Genomic DNA, 17,825 nt, shown 5'->3' with positions numbered 1-17,825 from the left:
CGAAGCGGAGGTGTCGGCGTGAGCGTTCCGAGGATCCAGTTGCTGCTGCTGGCCAAGGCGCCCGTGCCGGGGCGGGTCAAGACCCGGCTCTGTCCACCGTGGACACCCGCGCAGGCGGCGGCGCTCGCGGCCGCCGCGATCGCCGACACCGTCGAGGTGCTCTCGGCGACGCCCGCCGTCGCCCGCACGCTCGTCGCCGACGGCGCGCTGCCGGCCCCGGCCGGCTGGGGCCGGCGCGAGCAGCGCGGCGACGGGCTCGGGCCGCGGCTCGCGGCCGCGTATGCCGACACCGCCCGCCCCGGCGTCGCCACCCTGCTGGTCGGCATGGACACCCCGCAGCTCAGCGTCGGTGACCTGATCGCCGCGGGGGCCGCGCTGGCCGGCTGCGACGCGGTCCTCGGCCCGGCGGAGGACGGCGGCTGGTGGACGCTGGGCCTGCGCGACCCGGCCGCCGCCGAGGTCCTCGCCGGCGTGCCGATGTCCACCCCGCAGACCTTCGCGCTCACCCGCGCCGCGCTGCGGGGACGCGGCCTGCGGGTGGCGACGGCGGCGACGCTGCGCGACGTCGACACCGCCGCCGACGCGACCGCGGCCGCCGCGGCCCGGCCCGACGGCCGGTTCGCCCGGGCGCTGTCCACCATGGACCCCTCGACGTCCACAGTGGACGCCGAACGATGACCGCACCCGTCGCCGTGTTCGGGGCGGCCCTGCGCCGGGCGGAGCGCGGCGAGCCGGCCGGGCTGCGGCTGATCGGCCCGGGCGGCGCGGTGCGCGCCCTGGACCCGCACGCCTGGCACGCCGGGCTGCGCCCCGGCGACCGGGGGCTCGTGGCGCGCTGCCCCGACGGTACCGTCGACCTCGGCTGCGGGCCGGGCCGCCTCATCGGCGCCCTGGCCGCGAGCGGGCGCCGCGTGCTCGGCGTGGACCTCAGCCCGCAGGCGGTCCGCTACGCCCGCCGCCACGGCGCCCCTGTGCTGCGCCAGGACCTGTTCGGCCCGCTGCCCGGCGAGGGCGGCTGGACCGGCGCGCTGCTCGCTGACGGCAACATCGGCATCGGCGGCGACCCGGCCCGGTTGCTGCGCCGGTGCCGCCGGCTCGTCGGGCCGGCCGGCGCGGTGCTGGTGGAGGTCGACCCGCCCGGCGCCGGCAGCTGGAGCGGCCCGGTGGCCCTGGCCGGGCCCGGGCGCACCAGCGCGCCGTTCGCGTGGGCGTTCGTCGCCGCCGACGACATCGCCGCGATCGCCGAGCGGGCCGCGCTGCGGCTCGCCGAAACCTGGACGGAGGCCGGCCGATGGTTCGTCCGCCTGACCGCATGAGGCCGCCCGGCCGCGTGAGGCTGCCCGGCCGCGTGAGGCTGCCCGGCCGCGTGAGGCTGCCCGGCCCCGCGCGGCTGCTGGCCGCCGCCGCGTGCCTGGCCGCCGTGCTCGGCGCGCTGCTGCTGCCCGGCCGCTGGTACCTGGCGTCGTGGGTGCCGTTCGCCGCCGGCGCCTGGCTGGTCCCGCGGGTCGGCCGCCGCGCCGCCCTGGTCCTCGTGCTGCTCGGCGCGATCGCCCTCCCGCTGGCCGCAGCCGCCCGCCCGCCGAACAGCAGCGACGACGTGTACCGGTACGTGTGGGACGGCCGCGTGCAGCTCGCCGGCGTCGACCCGTACCGCTACCCGCCGGTCGCCCCGCAGCTCGCCCCGCTGCGCGACGACTCGCTCTGGCCGCCGGGCGCCCGCTGGTGCGTGCCGGGCGCCTGCACGCTGATCAACCGCCCGGCCGTACCGACCATCTATCCCCCGGTGGCGGAGGCCCTCTTCGCCGGCGTCGCGACCCTGGCCCCGCGCGCGGCCCGGGAGCGCCCGATGCAGCTGGCGATGGCCGGGTTCGCCGCCGCCACCGGCGCCCTGCTGTGGGCCGCCCTGGCCGCCCTGGGCCGCGACCCGCGCCGCGCGGTGCTGTGGGCGTGGTGCCCGCTGGTGGCGCTGGAGGCCGGCAACAACGCGCACGTCGACGTCGTGGCGGTGGGCCTGGCCGCGGCCGCGGTGTGGATCCTGGCGGCGGCCCGCACCCGGGGACGCGCGGCGCTCGGCGGCGCCGTGCTGGGCCTGGCGGTCGCCACCAAGCTCACCCCGGCCGTGCTCGGCCCCGCGCTGCTGCGCCGCCGCCCGCTGGCCGTGGCGCTGTCCGCGGCGGGCGCGGTCGCGGTCGTCTACCTGCCGCACGTACTGGCCGTGGGTCCCGCCGTGCTGGGGTACCTGCCCGGATACCTGCACGAGGAGGGGTACGCCGACGGCAGCCGCTTCGCCCTGCTGAGCCTGGTCGCGCCCGGGCCGCTGACCGCACCCGCCGCCGCCGTCGTGCTGGCCGCGACCGCGGTGCTGGTGTGGCGCCGGGCCGACCCGAACCGCCCGTGGCGCGCGGCGGCCGCGATGGTGACCGTCACGCTGCTGGTCGCCGCGCCCGCCTACCCGTGGTACTCGCTGCTGCTCGTCATGCTCGTGACCTACGGCGCTCCCGCCGAGTGGCTGGCCGTGGCCCTGGCCGCATACCTCGCCCAGTTCGCCGGCGAGCTCGGCCTGTCCACCGGCGCCGCCCAGCGGATCGGCTACGGCGTGGCGCTGGCCGTCATCCTCGCCGGGCTGCTGCTGCGGGCGCGGCTCAGGATCAACCGGCGCTCAGCGTTCGACCAGTCGCCTCTCCAGGGCGACCACGCCGTCGACCAGCGCGCGACTGGAGGTGCCGGGAGCTGGGCCGTACCGTGGTCGCGACACCGGCAGGGCCCGGTAGCCCACCACTTGCCAGCCCGGTTCCTCCAGCGGGGCGAGGGAGTCGATCCCGAAGAGCGCTAGCCCGCCCGGCACGCGCCGGGCGATGGTCCGCATCTGACCGGCGGAGCTCTCGCTGACGATGTCGGCGAGCCAGTGCACGACTGCTGGCCGGCTCGCGAGCGTGCCGGCCAGCGCGGTGACCGCCACGGTCGGCAGGTACACCAGCAGGCCCTCGGTGATCACGATCACCGCGCCCGATCGTCCGGCGTCGTCCAGCACGGCGGTCACCGCGGTTTCGTTGCGAACGTCGAGGCCGACCCGGCGGATCGGACAGCTGGGCCGCCGGCCGTGCAGGGTCCGGCCCTTGAGCTCGATGACGGCCGGGTCGTCGGCCTCGACCAGCTCGCGGCATCCGGACAGCCGCATCCGGTAGGGCCTCGTGCAGAAGCCGGCGCCGAGGTTCACCACCGTCGCCCCGGGCCACCGGTCCAGCGCCGCGACCAGCATCCGGTCGATGAGGACGGTACGGCCGACAACCTCGTCCACCCCGGCGTCGGCGAGGCGAGCGACCTGCGCGTCGGCGCCGCCGGGCGTGAACAGCTCGGCGAACGGGTCCGACAGCCGGGGGTGCGGACGGCGGCTCTCCGCCGCCCGGCAGGCCGCCGCGGCGTACGCGGTGGCCTGCACGGTCCGGTCGACGAGCGGGTCCATTCCCAGCGGAACAGCCAGGCGGCGCCGGCGGCGCAGACCACGACGGTGCCGCCCAGCACGGTGAGGGCGACGCCGATCGAGTCACCGTGGTCGAGCCAGGCCCATTGCAGCGACTCGATCGCGTACGTCAGCGGGAGGGCGTCACTGATCTTGCGCATCCAGTCGGGCATCAGCTCGAGCACCGGATCCGCACCAGAAAGATGCACACCGTGACCTGGCAGATCGACGACCTCGACATGGGTGCGTACCTGGCCCGGATCGGCCACGACGGACCGGTCGCCGCCGACGGCGACGCTCGCCACGCTGCATCGTGCTCACATCGCACGAATCCCCTTCGAGAACCTCGACATCCCGCTCGGTCGCGGCATCGCCGTCGACCTTCCCAGCGTGCAGCGCAAGCTGGTCGTCGCGCGGCGTGGCGGGTACTGCTACGAGCACGGCGTGCTGTTCAGCGCGGTGCTGCAGCGGCTCGGCTTCCGGGTCGACCGGCTGCTGGCGCGCATGGGCGACCCGCTGATCGAGCCGCGTCCGCGCTCGCACATGGTGCTGCGGGTCGCCGAGGGCGACCGCGTCTGGCTGGCCGACGTCGGCTTCGGATCCGGTCTGCTCGAGCCGATCCCGCTCGTCGAGAACGAGCCGCACCGGCAGGGCGTGTGGGACTTGCGGCTCATGACCGGCGCCGACGGGGCGTGGCGGCTGCAAGAGATGCGCGGCGGCGACTGGACGACGCTGATGACGTTCACGGAGGAGCCGCAGTACCCGGTCGACGTCGAGGTCGCCAACTACAACACCAGCACGAACCCTGCCTCGCCGTTCGTGCGCCGCGGCATCGTGGTGCGCAAGGACGAGACGAGCGTACGCAGCCTCGTCGGCCATGAGCTCAGCGAGGAGCGGCCGGGCAGGCCGGACCACAAGCGCCGGATTCCCGGCGACCGGCTGGGCGCGGTGTTGCGCGACGACTTCGGGCTGCGGCTGAGCGACACCGAGATCACCATGCTGGACGGGTACGGCGATGACTGAGCGGTTCACACGCTGACGCCCGCCCGCCGGGAAAGGCCGTTCGCCACCCATCCGTAACGACGAACCGAACTTCACAACGTCACCCGTCGAGACGGCGAGCGACGCTCGGCGATCGCGCCGCCGTGCCGGCTCCTCGTGTAAGGCCGAGGACCACTCCTGCGAGAATCCCGGCGGCGCCGAGGACAAGGACCGCAGTGACGGTGCCGGTACCGGTCACGGCGACGGCGAGGAGCGACGTGAGCGGGATCAGACCGTTGAAGAGGCCGGTGCGTTGGGCTCCGAGCCGTTCCATCGCGCCGTACCAGGCGATGAACACGACCGCGGTGACGGCAACCGCGAGGTAGGCCAGTGCCAGCAACTCGGTCGGGGTCGGCACCCGCAGGACGGCTTCGCCATGCGTGGCGCCGACGAGCGTGGCTGCGGCCAGGAGCGTGACGCCGGCAAGGCTCGACGCGTACGTGGTGGCGGCGAGGGCGCCCAACCGGGGCAGCAGCGGCGCGGCGAACAGCGTCGTGCCGACCACGCCCGCCAGGGCTCCGAGTGACAGCAACAGCCCCTGCGGGGTCCAGGCCGGGCCGCCGCCGGCAGCTGCGAGTTGGGCGGCGGTGACGCCGGCGGCAACCACCACGGCGGCCGTCAGTATCCGGCCGGAGGGCCGGCGTCGCGCCGCGAGGCTGGAGGCGACAACGATGACCAGCGGAGCGGCGCCGATCACGACGCCGACCCCGGCCGGATCGGTGACGCGGGTGGCCGCGATGAGCAGCACACTGCAGCCGGCCTGGCCGACCACGGCCAAGCCTCCCAGCCAGGCCCATTCGTGCCCGCGTGGACGAACCAGCGACTTGCCGCGCAGCCGCGCCCAGCCGGCCAGCAGCATCCCGGCCACCAGGTAGCGCGCCCCCTGGCCGCCCAGGACGGGGTAGCCGGCCACCATGCGGGAAGCGGCCACCGACCCCCCGACCAGCAGCACCGCCCCCACCGCCAGCGCTACGCCCGTCCGTTCATCCCTGCCGAGTATCGCCATGACAGGCAGCGTCGCCGGGACAGGTGATCAGCGGAACTAGTAACCTCAGGCTGGGACCATTAGGAGAACTGTTGATCGACGTGCAACGGCTCGCCGTGCTCCGCGAGGTCGCCCGGTGCGGCAGCTTCGCCGGGGCAGCCGCCACGCTGCGCCACACCCCGTCAGCCGTCTCGCAGCAGATCGCCGCCCTCGAACGAAGCGCCGGGGTCACCCTCGTCGAACGCAGCACCCGCGGGGTCGTCCTCACCGACGCCGGTCAAATCCTGCTCGCGGCCGCCGACACGATCCACGCCGAGGTACTGGCCGCCGAGCGGCAGCTGAACAACCTGCGAACCGACGGCCCCTCGACCCTGACCGTCGTCACCTTCCCCAGCGCCGGCGAACCACTGCTCGCGCCCGCCCTGACCGCGATGGCCGCCGGCCACCACGTCGAGGTCACCGTCATCGAAGCCGAACCTGACCAGGCCCTCCACGCCATCCGCGGCGGTGAAGCCGACATCGCCCTCGTCTACCACTTCCACACCCCCCAACCGCCGCGACACTGGCCCGGCACCGCCGGTTTCGGCGCCTACACCCCTCTCCTCGTCGACCACCTCCGGCTTGTCGTCCCGACCAGCCATCCCCTGGCCGATCGAACCGCCGTCAGCGTTGGGGAGGTCGTCGGCGAACGCTGGGTCCAAGGCTGGGGCGAGCCCGGAAGCGTCCTGGACACCCTCGCCGCCCACGCCGGCTTCCATCCCAACGTCGCCTGCCGATCCAGCGACTACCGCTTCATGAGCGCCCTCGTCGGCGCCGGCGTCGGCGTCGCTCTCATCCCTCACCTCGCGCTCTGCGACCACCCTCGCGTCCGCGCCATCAACCTCGTGGAGAACACCACCCGGCACGTCGGCGCCTACCTCCCCCGCCGGCATCGGGCCAACAGGACCGCCGAACGCCTCATGCAAGCACTGGTCACCCAGGCGGCCACATACGCTCCGTGAAAGCGCGCAGACGCCATCGCGGACATCGCGGCGTTCCGCGGTTGCGTAAAATAGGACGATGAACCCGGAGTACTGGGGGTCCCGGACCGTCCGCGTCGAGGGCGGCATCCGGGCCCGCAGCACGCGCGGCGCCATCGGCGAGAGCTGGTGGTCCAAGCGGTTCCTGGCCGTGCTCGAGTCCTTCGCGCTCGGCACCCGCCTGACCCGGGGCCGCAACTACGCCCGCGCCGGCCAGGTGCTGCAGCTCGACGTGGCCCCCGGCGCGGTGACTGCGACGGTGCAGGGCTCGCGCCCCGCGCCGTACAAGGTCTCCATCGGCCTGACCATCTTCCCCGACAGCGTCTGGTCGGCCGTCGAGCGCGCCCTGGCCGCCGAGGCGCTGGGCGCCGCGAAGCTCCTCGCCGGCGAGCTCCCGCCGCACGTCGAGGACGTCTTCGGCGCCGCGTCGGCGCCGCTGTTCCCGGCCCGCTTCGCCGACCTCGCGATGCGCTGCTCGTGCCCCGACCAGGCCGTACCGTGCAAACACCTCGCGGCCACGTGCTACCTGCTGGCCGAGCGCTTCGACGCCGACCCGTTCCTGATCCTGCTGTGGCGCGGCCGCTCGCGCGAGGCCCTGCTGTCGGCGCTGCGCACCCTGCGCGCCGGCGGCCCCGCCGTGCCGATCGGGGAGAGCGACGACCACGAGCCGGTGCCCGCGCTCTCCCCGATCGGCACGGCGGGCGCCCTGGCCGGCCTCACCGAGCCCGACGTGGAGATCGAGCGGTTCTGGCTGCCGCCGGTCCCGCTGACCGACCCGGAACCGTCGTACGTCACCGAGCGCGACCTGCTGCTGCGCCAGCTCCCGACGCCACCGGCGGACCTCGGCGGCGCGGAGACCCTGCGAACCCTGCGCCGCTGGTACCGCTGACCGCTTTGCATCGGCCGAAAGAAGGGGGCCGCCCCCGCCTTGGCACGATGCCCGGGCCCCGGCCGCCGCCGAGCATTGCGGGCATGCCAAACCATCATTCGGTACTGCGGGCCACCGCGCTCTCCAAGCGCTACGGCCGACGGGCGGCGTTGACCGGAGTCGACCTCGACGTCCCGGCCCGGCGGATCATCGGCCTCGTCGGGCCCAACGGGGCCGGGAAGTCGACGCTGCTGCAGCTGGCCTGCGGCCTCATCGAGCCGAGCACCGGCACGCTGCGGGTCCTCGGCGCCCGCCCGGCCGCGGACGCGGCGCACCTGGCCCGGGTCGGGTTCGTCGCGCAGGACGCGCCGGTGTACGCCGGGCTGACCGTCGCCGAGCACCTGCGCATGGGCGCGCGGATGAACCCCGGCTGGGACGCTCCGCTCGCCCGGGACCGCGCCGCGCAGGCCGGTCTGCCGATGACCCAGCGGGCCGGCCGGCTCTCCGGCGGCCAGCGCGCCCAGCTGGCCCTGGCCCTCGCCGCCGCGAAGCGGCCCGAGCTGCTGATCCTGGACGAGCCGGCCGCGGCGCTCGACCCGCTCGCCCGCGACGGGTTCCTGCGCAGCCTGCTGGAGTCCGTGGCCGAGCTCGGCGCGAGCGCGGTGCTCAGCTCCCACCTGCTCGCCGACGTCGAGCGGGTCTGCGACCACCTGATCGTGCTGGCCGGCTCCCGGGTGCAGCTCGCCGGCGACGTGGCCGACCTGCTCGCCGCCCACCACCGGATGCCCGGCACCGGCCCGCTGCCCGCGGGCGCCGAACGCGTCCACGGCACCGTCGTGCGCGCCGCGGCCCCGCCCCCGGACGCGGGCCCGGTCGAGCTGGAGGAGCTCGTGCTCGCCTACCTGAACCGGGCCGCGCGATGATCTGGATGAGCTGGCGGCAGTTCCGCATCCAGGCCCTCGTCGGCGCGCTCGTGCTGGCGGCGCTGGCCGCGTACCTGATCTCCACCGGGATCGACATCCGCGACGCCCGCACCGGGTACCTCGCGCAGTGCCATGCCACCGGGGCCACCGGCGACTGCGCCGACGCCCTGGCCCGGCTCGTCGGCGATTACCGCACCCGCCTGCTGCTCCTGGCCGGGGTGCTCGGCCTGCTCCCCGCCCTCGTCGGCATGTTCTGGGGCGCGCCCCTGATCGCCCGCGAGCTCGAGACCGGCACCCACCGCCTGGCCTGGAACCAGAGCGTGACCCGCCGCCGCTGGCTGGCGGTGCGCCTGGCCACGGTCGTGCTCGCCGCGATGCTCGTCGCGGCGGTCGCGAGCGCCCTGCTCACCTGGGCCGCGTCCCCGGTCGACGCGATCGCCGGCGACCGCTTCGGCACGGTCAACTTCGGCGCGCGGGACCTCTCCCCGATCGGCCAGGCCGCGCTGGCGAGCCTCGTGGGCGCGGTGACCGGGCTGTTCCTACGCCGCACGGTACCGGCGATGGCCCTGACCGGCGTGGCCGTCATCGCCGTGCTCTTCGTGATGCCGAACCTGGTCCGCCCGCACCTCATGCCCGCCCTGCACGCCACCCGCCCGATGACGGCAGCGGCGATCGACGAGGCCCACGGCCTGGGCACGCTCGGCAGCGCCCCCGTGGTCAGAGGCATCGAGGTACCCGGCGCCTGGGTGACGGCGACGAGCGAGCTGCTGACCGCGGACGGCCGCCCACTGGACCCGCGGGCGTTCGACGACTGCCTGATGCGCGCGCCGAAGACGGGCGCGACGGGCACCTTCGGCGACATATCGCCGTGCCTGGCCGCGCACGACCTGCACCTGGACATCGCGTACCAGCCCAACGACCGCTTCTGGCGCTTCCAGTACCTGGAGACGGCGCTCTATCTGTCCGTCGCCGCCCTGCTGGCGGGCTTCGCTCTGTGGCGCATCCGCCACCGCACCTGACTCCCTGCGAAAAGTCGGGCGCTTCGCACTACGACTTTTCGGATATATCCGATATTTCGGTTACGCGGAGCTTCGGAGCGCACGCAAAAAACCGGCCCACCCGTGTCAACGGATGGGCCGGTTCGGTGCGTCTAGTTCAGTGCCGGGCTCGCCGCGGACCGGCCGGGGGCTGGCCCGCCGCGGCGCGCTTGGCGGCCTGCTCCTCCGGGGAGTTCGGGTCTTCGTCCCACGCCTTCGCCCGGCGGATCTCGTCGAAGAACCCGAGCAGCCGGTCGAGCTCCTGCGTACTCGTCTTGTCGTCGGCCCGGGTGGCCTTGCCCTTCTTGTTGTGCGAGCGGATCTCCCGGCCCGTGTTGATCGAGGAGGTCTCCTCGGCCGGCTCGTTCTGCTCGTCCATCGGGGGCCGCTGCGCCGGCATGCGGCCCGTGGGCTCCTCGTGATGCCGGGTCGGCGGCGTGACCGGGTCGAAGTGGTGCTCGTCGTAGTCGGGCGCGTCGAAGCTGTACCCGTGCGGCGCGTTCGACCCAGCCGGGGGCAGCGGCTGGTCCTCGCGGTGGAACGCGTGCGGCGGGGCGACGTGCAGGTCCGGGTGCATCCCGCCGTAGCCGTTGCCGTTGTGCGCCGGCCCGGGGTGGCCGTTGCCGTTGAGCCCGTTCGGGCCGTGACCGTTGGGGCCCGGACCGCCGTGGCCGCTGGGCGCGGCGCCGGGGTGGCCGTTGAGGCCGGGGGCACCGGGGTGGCCGTTGTGGCCGCCGTTGCCGTTGTGACCCGGGCCGTTGAAGCTGTTGTACACCGGGGCGTGCCCGGAGGCGCCGTGTCCATTGCCGCCGTGACCGTTCGGGCCGCCGTGACCGTTCGGGCCGCCGTGACCGTTGGCACCGCCGTGACCGTGCCCGTTGCCGCCGTGCCCGTTGCCGTTGACGCCGTTCGGGGTCGGGCCGGGTACGACAGGAACCGTCGGGGAGGTGGCGTCCGGGTTGTTGCGGAACCCGCCCGCCGCCGGGAACGCGCCCGTGGCGTCGGCCGGGCGCTGCCGCGGCTGCTGCATCGGGGGCTCGGCCGGGTAGCCGCCCGGGCGCGGGGGCCGCTGCGTGCCGTTCGGGGTCACCGGCGCGAACGTCCCCGTCGCCGAGGCGTCCGGCTGGGCCGGGAACGAGCCGGTCCGCTGGCCGCGGTCGTCGAAGCCGTTGCCACGCGGCGCGTCGAACGCGTTCGCCGCCGGGTCAACGGCCGGGAAAGCGCCGGTGCGCTGGCCACGGGGGCCGTCCTCGTAGCCGTTGCCACGCGGCGCGTCGAACGCGTTCGTCGCCGGGTCGACCGCCGGGAAAGCGCCGGTGCGCTGGCCACGGGGGCCGTCCTCGTAGCCGTTGCCACGCGGCGCGTCGAACGCGTTCGCCGCCGGGTCGACCGCCGGGAAGGCGCCGGTGCGCGGTGCGCGGTCGTCGAAGCCGTTCGAGCGCGGGCCGTCGAACGAGGACGTGCGCGGCTCGGCGTAGCCGCCGTGCGCCGCGGCGCCGTAGTCGGGGCGTGCCTCGTACCCGCGGTTGTCCTCGAGGCCACGACCGTCCTCGAGGTCACGCTTGTCGTAGCCCGATTCGTACGTGTCCGGGCGCGACACCGTCGGGTGCGCACCGGAGGGGTGGCCGTTGGCGGGGCGACCGTCGACAAGGTAGGGCCCGTTCGCGTCGCCACGACGGCCACCGGCCGGTTGACCCGCGTGCCGGGGCGCGTCCTGCACCGCCGGGAACGAGCCCGTCGTCGTCCCCGCGGACGCCGACGGGGCCACCAGCTCGACCTCGCCCGGCTCGGGCAGCGAGTCGCGCAGCCCCGTGGCGAGGATGAAGACGTTGGGCGCGGCGCCGCGCGGCACGGTCAGGTAGGCACGCTTGCGGGCGTCGATCGGCAGCTTCTCGAGTACCTCGGCGATCGCGTGCGCCGGCGGCGGCAACTCGGCCGCGTTGGGCGCGCCCACGATGACGGCGCAGCGGTTGACGTCGACCGGCAGTCCGCGGATCCAGTCCGCCGGGTCGTTGAGGTGCTCCGGGCGGATCCACAGGCCCGCCTGCACGACCTCCAGCACCCAGCCCGAGCCGAGCGCGAACGTCGCCTGGCCGGCCGGGGTGTCGAGCACGTCGGGGCACGGGTTGACCCAGTCGACCGGGCGCGGCGCGCCGGTGCGGGGCGCGTGCCACAGCTCGCGGGCGAACGTGCGCCAGCGGGGCAGGCCCTTGGCGTCGATGGTGACCACGGCGCGCTGGCCGGCGGGCGCGCACAGCGGCAGGCCGGTGCGCACGTGGACCGCGCGGCCGAGGACGTCGGCCACGACGGGGCCGACCGGGCCGTCGGCGATGGGATTCTGGCCGTACGGCGTGAAGACGCAACGATCGGCGGCGAGCGTCGTGACGGCGGAGACCGCGTGTGCGAGCTCGTCGCGGTGCAGCGGCTGGTCGCCCGGGTGCCCCAGGATCAGCGCCGGGTTGGCGTGGTCGGTCGGCACCGAGTAGACCAGGTCGGTCACGCTGCCGACCCGGCGGCGGTGCAGCCACAGGCCGGCCGGGATCTGGTCGAGCACGAGGTCGCCGGGCAGCTCCGGTATCTCGGTGCAGAGGTCGGACTCCCAGGCCGGGGCGGGGAAGCGCCAGCCGACCCGGACCGGCTGGACGCCGGTGCGGAAGCGCCAGAAGCCGCCGGGCCGCTGCTCGCCGCGCCCCACGGGGGCGAACAGCGAGCCGCCGGGCACCCCCAGCAGCGGGCCGGCGGCGGCGATGACGTCGATGCCGAGGCGCATGGCGATCAAGTGGGCCGCGGCGGGCCGCTCGTTGGTGGCGCAGGCGCCGTCCCAGGCGACGAACCGCATCGCGGTGAACCCGCGGGGCAGGCCGTTCGCGAGTACCTCGGCCAGTTCCTCGATCATCGCCGGCTGCAGCTTGACCGTGTGGGAACTGATCACCACCGCGCACTCGGTGGACCCGTGCGGCGAGACGACCAGCGCCGCCGCGCCCGGGCTCGGTTCCTCACCGGAGTGGACGACCGCACCGGCACCGAGCCAGGACACCTTCATCCCGGGCCAGTGCCGCAGCCGCACCTGCATCGCCGTGCTCATGCGGACCTCTCAGCACTATGGAGCCCTGCCCCGACGAGGGCGGCTGCCGGCCGCGTGGCCGCCGTCCCGGCTGGAGGCCGCGAACGGCCCAGCGTGATCGGCGTGCGAGCTGCAAGCGGGCAGCAACGAGTCAAGATCGCCCTCCGTCGGGTGTGCCACGAGCGGTGCGGTGCGGAGGGGGTTCCACACCGATCACCGCAGGGCGGCTCTGCCGGATCGTACCGCGCTGAGTGACGGACGCAACCATCCTGCTTGTCGGCGGACCCGCCAGATAAGCCCGACGGGCGAGCCGATTGCGCCCGATTCGCTCGGGTTGATGGCGAGTTTTCCGGAGAGTTGTGCATGCATCGAGCCGCATTCCGCCGAATACTGGCTGTCACCTTCGGGCCCGAACGGCGCCTCGCCGTCATGGTCATCGGGATCGCGCTGGTCATCGCCGCCGCGTTCTCGCTCAGTGCCTGCAAAGCCTCTCCAATCGGTACATCTCGGGCCCGGGCCTTCGCCGGGCCGTTCTCCTGCATACCCGGCGAGCGGGGTCCTCGTCCTGTATGACACCTCCGGGCAATACGAGCCGCCGGGCGAGTTGCACGCGGCGCAAGCAGGGAATCTGGCGCCGCACCTCGATCACCGGGAGGCCGGGCCAGTGACGAAGTACACGTCCGGATCGGCACAGAAACACCTGCTGGCGATCCACATCTGATCGACGCACGACGAGCCCTTGCCGCCCAGAGTTCCTGGCCGACGTCGCCGCCGGCACGCCCCATGCTGCGCTCGGGAATCGACTTTCAGACACCGACGATCGCCGATGCGGTCGCCACGGAGATCATCCGCCCAGGGCATGTATGCGACGCCCTGGCCGAGGCGGTGCGCGCGGACGGCACGACGGCACCGCGGGCGGTGCGGGTCGGCAGGACGTCGACCCGCGCTCCGATCCCGCCCGGCCGCGCCAGATCGCCGATTGTCCGCAGCCCCGTAATGTTCCGTTCGCCGTGGCGGTTTTCCCCGTTCATCACGACGCCACGGGCGTCAATTCCGGCAGCATGCCGCGTACTGCACGCTGAGCGGATCACCGCAGGTCGTCGAGGCCGTGCGCTCCATGGCAGCGCCCGACGGAGCGCTGATCATGCACGCTTTACGCACGAATTCACGGGCGCGCCGAATCCGTACGGCGTCAACTCCGAGGATTACGAGTTCTCCCGCCCCATGTGGACGCCGCCGACTCGGTGGCGCTCGACGGCCCGGCCCCGGCGGGAGTGCACGAAGGCGGCCTCACATTCCCGGACATCTGGGAGCTTCCGCACTACATGGCCAGCGCGACGGACTCTCGCACGCTTGCCTCGGCGCCCGGGCGGGACCGGAACACGCTCCGTGATCCAGTTCTTCCCATACCTCGTAAAAGACGCATAGAGTACGCCGGGCCATCCCCGAAACACTTGGAAACGTTGCAACACAAAGATTTAACCAGCACAGCGTCCGGATGCTGCCACCCGTTCCTGGGCTTAGAATACTTACCGCAGTTGATCGAAGGCATACAGTTATTGGGCCATGCGTTCGCCCCCGCCCAGTTTGTTACTGTGAGCGCGGACGTGCGCAATCCGAAGACTGGAAACCCTCCAGTCTTTCAGTATTAACTGACGAGACCTGCGGCATCACCTCGGCCCGATCGTGCTCACGGTCGTGAAATCGACTCCGACCGCGTGTCGCTTGCCGCCCCTCGAGGATCTCCAACGGATCCCGGACCACGCCCCCGCCTCTGACGACGACGCGACACCGGACGACGCCCGCTCACCGCCCGGCCGCGTGGCGCTGGGCAAACACACAGCGCCCGGGCGGCGGCATGACGCTCGACAGCCATGCCGCACCTGCCGGCGCTCCGCTTCCGCCGCGACCCGTCCGAGGGCCTCGGCGACGGCGTTGCCGGCCGGTCACTCGGCCGCGCCATTCAAATTGAGTGACGCTCGCGCGCCGCCCGCCCCGTTGGCCATGATCACGGAGCGGAAACGTACAAGGAGCAGCACGTTCACTCCGCGATCACGGACGACCCCCGCGCACCGCGGCCGCCGGGCGCGTGATCACGGAGACTTGCTGACGGACTGGCGCCACCGGCCAATTGGCGGTCGTTCTCAGCGGCGGCAACCGCGGCAGTGCCCTGACGCGGCGAGGCCTGACGGCGGCGGCGCCCAGGCGACGGCCGGCGGTGCGGCCGCGATGGCCGCGGTGCGGCCCGGGGCCCGAAGGCGGCGGCGGGCGGCGCGAACGCGGGCGGTGCGGCGCCCTCGCGCTGAGCTGCACGGCGGGGCCCGAAACGGCGGGCGGCGCGGCGGAACCCGAGACAGCGGGGGCCATGGTGGTGCCCTACGCGGCGGTGGTGGCGGTGCCCAGCGTGGCGGTGCCCGGGGTGACGGCCGGCGCGGCAAGGGGTGAGACGGCAGGGGCCGTGGTGGTGGCCGTGGTAGTGGGTGAGGCGGCGGGCGAGGCGCCGGGCGAAACGGCGGGCGAGGCGTCGGGCGAAACGGGCGAGGCGTCGGGTGAGGCGGTGGTGGGGGCTTCGGTGGCAGGCGTCAGGGGGCGGTCCAGGTGGCGGAACGTCAGCAGGGACGCGGCGATCACGGCGCCCAGCGTGCCGACGGCGGCGAAGCCCCACGACGGGGAGCCGTGGTCGATCGCCCAGCCCGCCAGCGGGGAGCCGATCGCCAGGCCCACGGTCAGCGACGAGCCGTGCCAGCCCATGGCCTCGCCGCGGGCCGGGGCCGGGACCAGGCGGCTGATCAGGTCGGCGCTCGCGCTGAGCGTGGGGGCGCACAGGGCGCCGGCCGGGAGCAGGGTGAGAAACAGCAGGGGCCAGGCGTCGCCGAACACGCCCGCCGGCACGGTGAACACGCTCAGGCCGCCCAGCAGGGCCACGAGCGGCACGGCGCGGGGCAGGGCGCCGTAGACGAAGCCACCCACCAGGGAGTAGATGCCCCAGGCGGCCAGCAGGGCGCCGATCAGGCCGACCTGGCCCGCGTTGCGCAGCATCGCGACGATGCCCAGGTCGGTGCCGGCCAGCACGACCGTCGTAGCGGCCGCGGCGGCGCACACGGCCAGGAAGCGCGGGGTCAGCCAGTCGCGGCGGCGCACTGCGGCGGCGCCGGGGGCGGCCGACTCGGCGGAGGCCTCGTGGACGGGCGGGTTGGCGAGGTAGAGGGCGGCGCCGGCGAGGACCAGGGTGGCGCCGATCGACCACATCGCGACGCGGCCGGAGAGGGCGCTGGCGAGCAGCACGGCGAGCGGCGGGCCGGCCATGAAGGACAGCTCCACGGACATGGAGTCCAGCGCATATGCCTGGCGGCGCTGTTCGGCCGGGACCAGCGCGGCGAGCGACTGGCGGATCACGGAGAACACCGGCAGCGAGAACACCCCGGCGACGAACGCGCCGACGAGCAGCGCCGAGTAGGACAGGAACGGCGCAGCGGACCAGAATGCGGCCTCGGCCACGGTGGTGACCAGTAGCATCGGCCGCAGGCCACGACGGTCCACGAAGCGGCCGTTGAGCGGGCCGCCCAGCGCCGTGCCGACCGTCAGTGCCGCGCCGACGAGCCCCGCTGCGCCCCAGCCCCGGTGGAGGTCCTGGGCGACGTGGAGGGTCATGGTCACCCCGATCGCGGTGATCGGGATGCGGGCCAGCAGGCCCAGCACCATGAGGGCCCGCACGCCCGGTAGGGCGAGGACGCGGCGGTAGGGGTCGAGACGCATGGGGTCATCATGTCGTGGAGGTACGACAAAAACGCGGGATTATTCCGCGGGACTGTGCCGCACGTCACCCGGGAACCGGAGGCGGCGGGCCGCAGTCCAATCAGCAAGACCTATGGATGGAGCTGAACCACGATGAAGTCCCGGATCCTCGCCGCCGCCCTGCTCACGCTCGCCCTCGCCGCCTGCTCGGACAACACCGGCGACGCGGGCGCCGCGGCCACCGGCGGCGCGTCCAGCGGTGCTCCGGTCGCCGGCAGTAGCGCGAGCGGCGACGCCGGCGCCGGGTCCGGCCCGAGCGCGGGCCCGCAGACCGACCCGAGCTCCTCGGCGAACACCGGCGGCAACGCGACCGCCGTCGACGCCCTGATCGCGTTCAGCCGTACGGGTGGCCTGGCCGGCGTCAGCGACTCGCTGATCGTGGGGCCCGACGGCTCGTACACCATCCAGACCCGCCAGGGCACCCGCACCGGCAAGCTGAGCGCCGACGAGCTCAGCGCGCTCAAGGCGGCGCTCGCCTCGACCGACTTCAACAAGATGCCGACCGTGAACGACAACGGCGCGGTGGCCGACGGCTACACGTACACGATCACCTACTCCGGCCGGCAGATCACGGCGAAGGACGGCGCGATCCCGCCCGCCCTCCAGCCGGTGATCAGCGCGCTAGGCGGCTTCCTGAGCAAGTAGCCCGTCGATACGGGCGAGCTCCTCGGGGGAAAGGGCCGGGTTGCGCAGGGCGCCGAGGTTGTCGTACAGCTGCTGCACGCTCGACGCCCCGATGATCAGCGAGGTCACCCGCGGGTCGCGCAGCGCCCAGGCCAGCGCCAGCTGGGCCAGGCTCTGGCCGCGCTCGCGGGCCACCTCGTCCAGCGCCCGGATCAGCTGCAGCCGCGCGGCGGTCAGGTCGCTCTCGCTGAGGAACTGGCTGGTGCGCACCCGCGAGTCGTCCGGGATGCCGTCGAGGTACCGGTTGGTCAGCAGCCCCTGCGCCAGCGGCGAGTACGGGATGCAGCCCGCGCCCTCGGCCTCGAGCACGCCAAGCAGCTCGGGCTCGATCCAGCGGTCCAGCATGGAGTACCGCGGCTGGTGGATGAGCAGCGGCGTGCCGAGCGAACGCAGGATGCGCGCCGCCTCGGCGGTCTGCTCCGGGCTGTAGTTGGAGATGCCGACGTAGAGCGCCTTGCCGGCGCGCACCGCCGCGTCGAGGGCGCCCATCGTCTCCTCCAGCGGCGTGTCCGGGTCGGGCCGGTGGGAGTAGAAGATGTCGACGTACTCGAGCCCCATGCGCGCCAGCGACTGGTCGAGCGAGGCTAGCAGGTACTTGCGCGAGCCCCACTCACCGTACGGACCCGACCACATGCCGTAGCCGGCCTTCGTGGAGACGATGATCTCGTCGCGATACGGGCGCAGGTCCTCGGCGAGGATCCGCCCGAAGGTCTCCTCGGCCGAGCCCGGCGGCGGCCCGTAGTTGTTGGCCAGGTCGAAGTGGGTCACGCCGGCATCAAAGGCGCGCCGCACGATCTGGCGCTGCGTCTCGAACGCCCGCTCGCTCCCGAAGTTGTGCCAGAGTCCCAGCGAGATGGCCGGCAGCTTGAGCCCGCTTCGCCCGCTGCGCCGGTAGAGCATGTCCTGGTATCGGCCCGGGGCCGCCTCGTACGCCACGACCATGATCCTA

General features: G+C 74.1%; 13 protein-coding genes and 1 pseudogene. 9 read left to right on the top strand and 5 right to left on the bottom strand.

Translation table 11 applies throughout. From position 1 onward, the window contains the following. Positions 1 to 18 precede the first annotated feature (18 nt). The 3 genes and pseudogenes from ACGFI8_RS14730 to ACGFI8_RS14720 all read left to right on the top strand — a co-directional run. Positions 19 to 678 (top strand): DUF2064 domain-containing protein, encoded by a 660-nt coding sequence (locus ACGFI8_RS14730; RefSeq protein WP_392804453.1) that lies wholly within the window; start codon positions 19 to 21, stop codon positions 676 to 678. Continuing rightward, the gene (locus tag ACGFI8_RS14725) at positions 675 to 1,316 is read left to right on the top strand and encodes a class I SAM-dependent methyltransferase (RefSeq protein WP_392804450.1); all 642 of its coding nucleotides are present in this window, start codon (positions 675 to 677) and stop codon (positions 1,314 to 1,316) included. Before ACGFI8_RS14730 ends, ACGFI8_RS14725 begins: the two co-directional genes overlap by 4 nt. Continuing rightward, a pseudogene (locus ACGFI8_RS14720) lies at positions 1,292 to 2,425 on the top strand (glycosyltransferase 87 family protein); the annotation flags it as partial. The gene ACGFI8_RS14725 and the pseudogene ACGFI8_RS14720, both read left to right, overlap by 25 nt. A gap of 234 nt (positions 2,426 to 2,659) precedes the next feature. Here the strand turns inward: ACGFI8_RS14720 and ACGFI8_RS14715 are convergent. Continuing rightward, positions 2,660 to 3,463: a class I SAM-dependent methyltransferase gene (locus ACGFI8_RS14715; RefSeq protein WP_392804448.1), complete on the bottom strand. Its 804-nt coding sequence runs from the start codon at positions 3,461 to 3,463 to the stop codon at positions 2,660 to 2,662. A gap of 240 nt (positions 3,464 to 3,703) precedes the next feature. Between ACGFI8_RS14715 and ACGFI8_RS14710 the strand changes: the two genes are divergently transcribed. Further along, positions 3,704 to 4,483 carry an arylamine N-acetyltransferase gene (locus ACGFI8_RS14710; RefSeq protein ID WP_392804446.1) on the top strand — a complete coding sequence of 260 codons (780 nt, stop codon included), beginning with the start codon at positions 3,704 to 3,706 and terminating at the stop codon, positions 4,481 to 4,483. A 79-nt stretch (positions 4,484 to 4,562) separates the two neighbouring features. Here the strand turns inward: ACGFI8_RS14710 and ACGFI8_RS14705 are convergent, their stop codons facing one another. Then, the gene (locus ACGFI8_RS14705) at positions 4,563 to 5,507 is read right to left on the bottom strand and encodes a DMT family transporter (protein WP_392804444.1); all 945 of its coding nucleotides are present in this window, start codon (positions 5,505 to 5,507) and stop codon (positions 4,563 to 4,565) included. An 80-nt stretch (positions 5,508 to 5,587) separates the two neighbouring features. On the opposite strand from ACGFI8_RS14705, the gene ACGFI8_RS14700 reads away from it, so the two are divergent. The 4 genes from ACGFI8_RS14700 (at position 5,588) to ACGFI8_RS14685 (ending at position 9,315) form a co-directional block, all read left to right on the top strand. Further along, the gene (locus tag ACGFI8_RS14700) at positions 5,588 to 6,487 is read left to right on the top strand and encodes a LysR family transcriptional regulator (protein ID WP_392805377.1); all 900 of its coding nucleotides are present in this window, start codon (positions 5,588 to 5,590) and stop codon (positions 6,485 to 6,487) included. A gap of 58 nt (positions 6,488 to 6,545) precedes the next feature. Continuing rightward, on the top strand, positions 6,546 to 7,394 hold the full coding sequence (locus ACGFI8_RS14695; RefSeq protein WP_392804443.1) for a hypothetical protein: 849 nt from the start codon (positions 6,546 to 6,548) through the stop codon (positions 7,392 to 7,394). An 83-nt stretch (positions 7,395 to 7,477) separates the two neighbouring features. Further along, a complete protein-coding gene (locus ACGFI8_RS14690) occupies positions 7,478 to 8,296 on the top strand; it encodes an ABC transporter ATP-binding protein (RefSeq protein ID WP_392804441.1) in 819 nt (272 codons plus the stop codon). Between the two features lie 5 nt (positions 8,297 to 8,301). Beyond that, positions 8,302 to 9,315 (top strand): transmembrane transport protein, encoded by a 1,014-nt coding sequence (locus tag ACGFI8_RS14685; protein ID WP_392804439.1) that lies wholly within the window; start codon positions 8,302 to 8,304, stop codon positions 9,313 to 9,315. A gap of 136 nt (positions 9,316 to 9,451) precedes the next feature. Here the strand turns inward: ACGFI8_RS14685 and ACGFI8_RS14680 are convergent, their stop codons facing one another. Together ACGFI8_RS14680 and ACGFI8_RS14675 are read right to left on the bottom strand one after the other, a co-directional pair. Next, positions 9,452 to 12,418, bottom strand: a complete 2,967-nt coding sequence (locus ACGFI8_RS14680) for a hypothetical protein (RefSeq protein ID WP_392804437.1) — start codon at positions 12,416 to 12,418, stop codon at positions 9,452 to 9,454. A 2,355-nt stretch (positions 12,419 to 14,773) separates the two neighbouring features. Beyond that, positions 14,774 to 16,153: an MFS transporter gene (locus ACGFI8_RS14675; protein WP_392804435.1), complete on the bottom strand. Its 1,380-nt coding sequence runs from the start codon at positions 16,151 to 16,153 to the stop codon at positions 14,774 to 14,776. 132 nt (positions 16,154 to 16,285) lie between these two features. Here ACGFI8_RS14675 and ACGFI8_RS14670 point away from each other — a divergent pair, with 132 nt between their 5' ends. Continuing rightward, entirely contained in the window at positions 16,286 to 16,837 is a 552-nt protein-coding gene (locus tag ACGFI8_RS14670; protein WP_392804433.1) for a hypothetical protein, read from the top strand. On the opposite strand, the gene mgrA is transcribed toward ACGFI8_RS14670, so the two are convergent. Then, positions 16,814 to 17,818: an L-glyceraldehyde 3-phosphate reductase gene (mgrA, locus tag ACGFI8_RS14665; protein ID WP_392805374.1), complete on the bottom strand. Its 1,005-nt coding sequence runs from the start codon at positions 17,816 to 17,818 to the stop codon at positions 16,814 to 16,816. The two genes, ACGFI8_RS14670 and mgrA, sit on opposite strands and share 24 nt — an antisense overlap. Positions 17,819 to 17,825: the final 7 nt, after the last annotated feature.

The organism is Dactylosporangium sp. NPDC048998, assembly GCF_043197855.1.
Classification (GTDB): Bacteria; Actinomycetota; Actinomycetes; order Mycobacteriales; family Micromonosporaceae; genus Dactylosporangium.
Note: the sequence above shows the minus strand (reverse complement) of the source record. Positions and strands in the feature narration are given on the sequence as shown.

Coding starts and splice junctions, on each gene's coding strand:
- ACGFI8_RS14725 (WP_392804450.1), top strand. CDS start 675: ATGACCGCACCCGTCGCCGTGTTCGGGGCGGCCCTGCGCCGGGCGGAG.
- ACGFI8_RS14715 (WP_392804448.1), bottom strand. CDS start 3,463: ATGGACCCGCTCGTCGACCGGACCGTGCAGGCCACCGCGTACGCCGCG.
- ACGFI8_RS14705 (WP_392804444.1), bottom strand. CDS start 5,507: ATGGCGATACTCGGCAGGGATGAACGGACGGGCGTAGCGCTGGCGGTG.
- ACGFI8_RS14695 (WP_392804443.1), top strand. CDS start 6,546: ATGAACCCGGAGTACTGGGGGTCCCGGACCGTCCGCGTCGAGGGCGGC.
- ACGFI8_RS14690 (WP_392804441.1), top strand. CDS start 7,478: ATGCCAAACCATCATTCGGTACTGCGGGCCACCGCGCTCTCCAAGCGC.
- ACGFI8_RS14685 (WP_392804439.1), top strand. CDS start 8,302: ATGAGCTGGCGGCAGTTCCGCATCCAGGCCCTCGTCGGCGCGCTCGTG.
- ACGFI8_RS14680 (WP_392804437.1), bottom strand. CDS start 12,418: ATGAGCACGGCGATGCAGGTGCGGCTGCGGCACTGGCCCGGGATGAAG.
- ACGFI8_RS14675 (WP_392804435.1), bottom strand. CDS start 16,153: ATGCGTCTCGACCCCTACCGCCGCGTCCTCGCCCTACCGGGCGTGCGG.
- ACGFI8_RS14670 (WP_392804433.1), top strand. CDS start 16,286: ATGAAGTCCCGGATCCTCGCCGCCGCCCTGCTCACGCTCGCCCTCGCC.
- mgrA (WP_392805374.1), bottom strand. CDS start 17,818: ATGGTCGTGGCGTACGAGGCGGCCCCGGGCCGATACCAGGACATGCTC.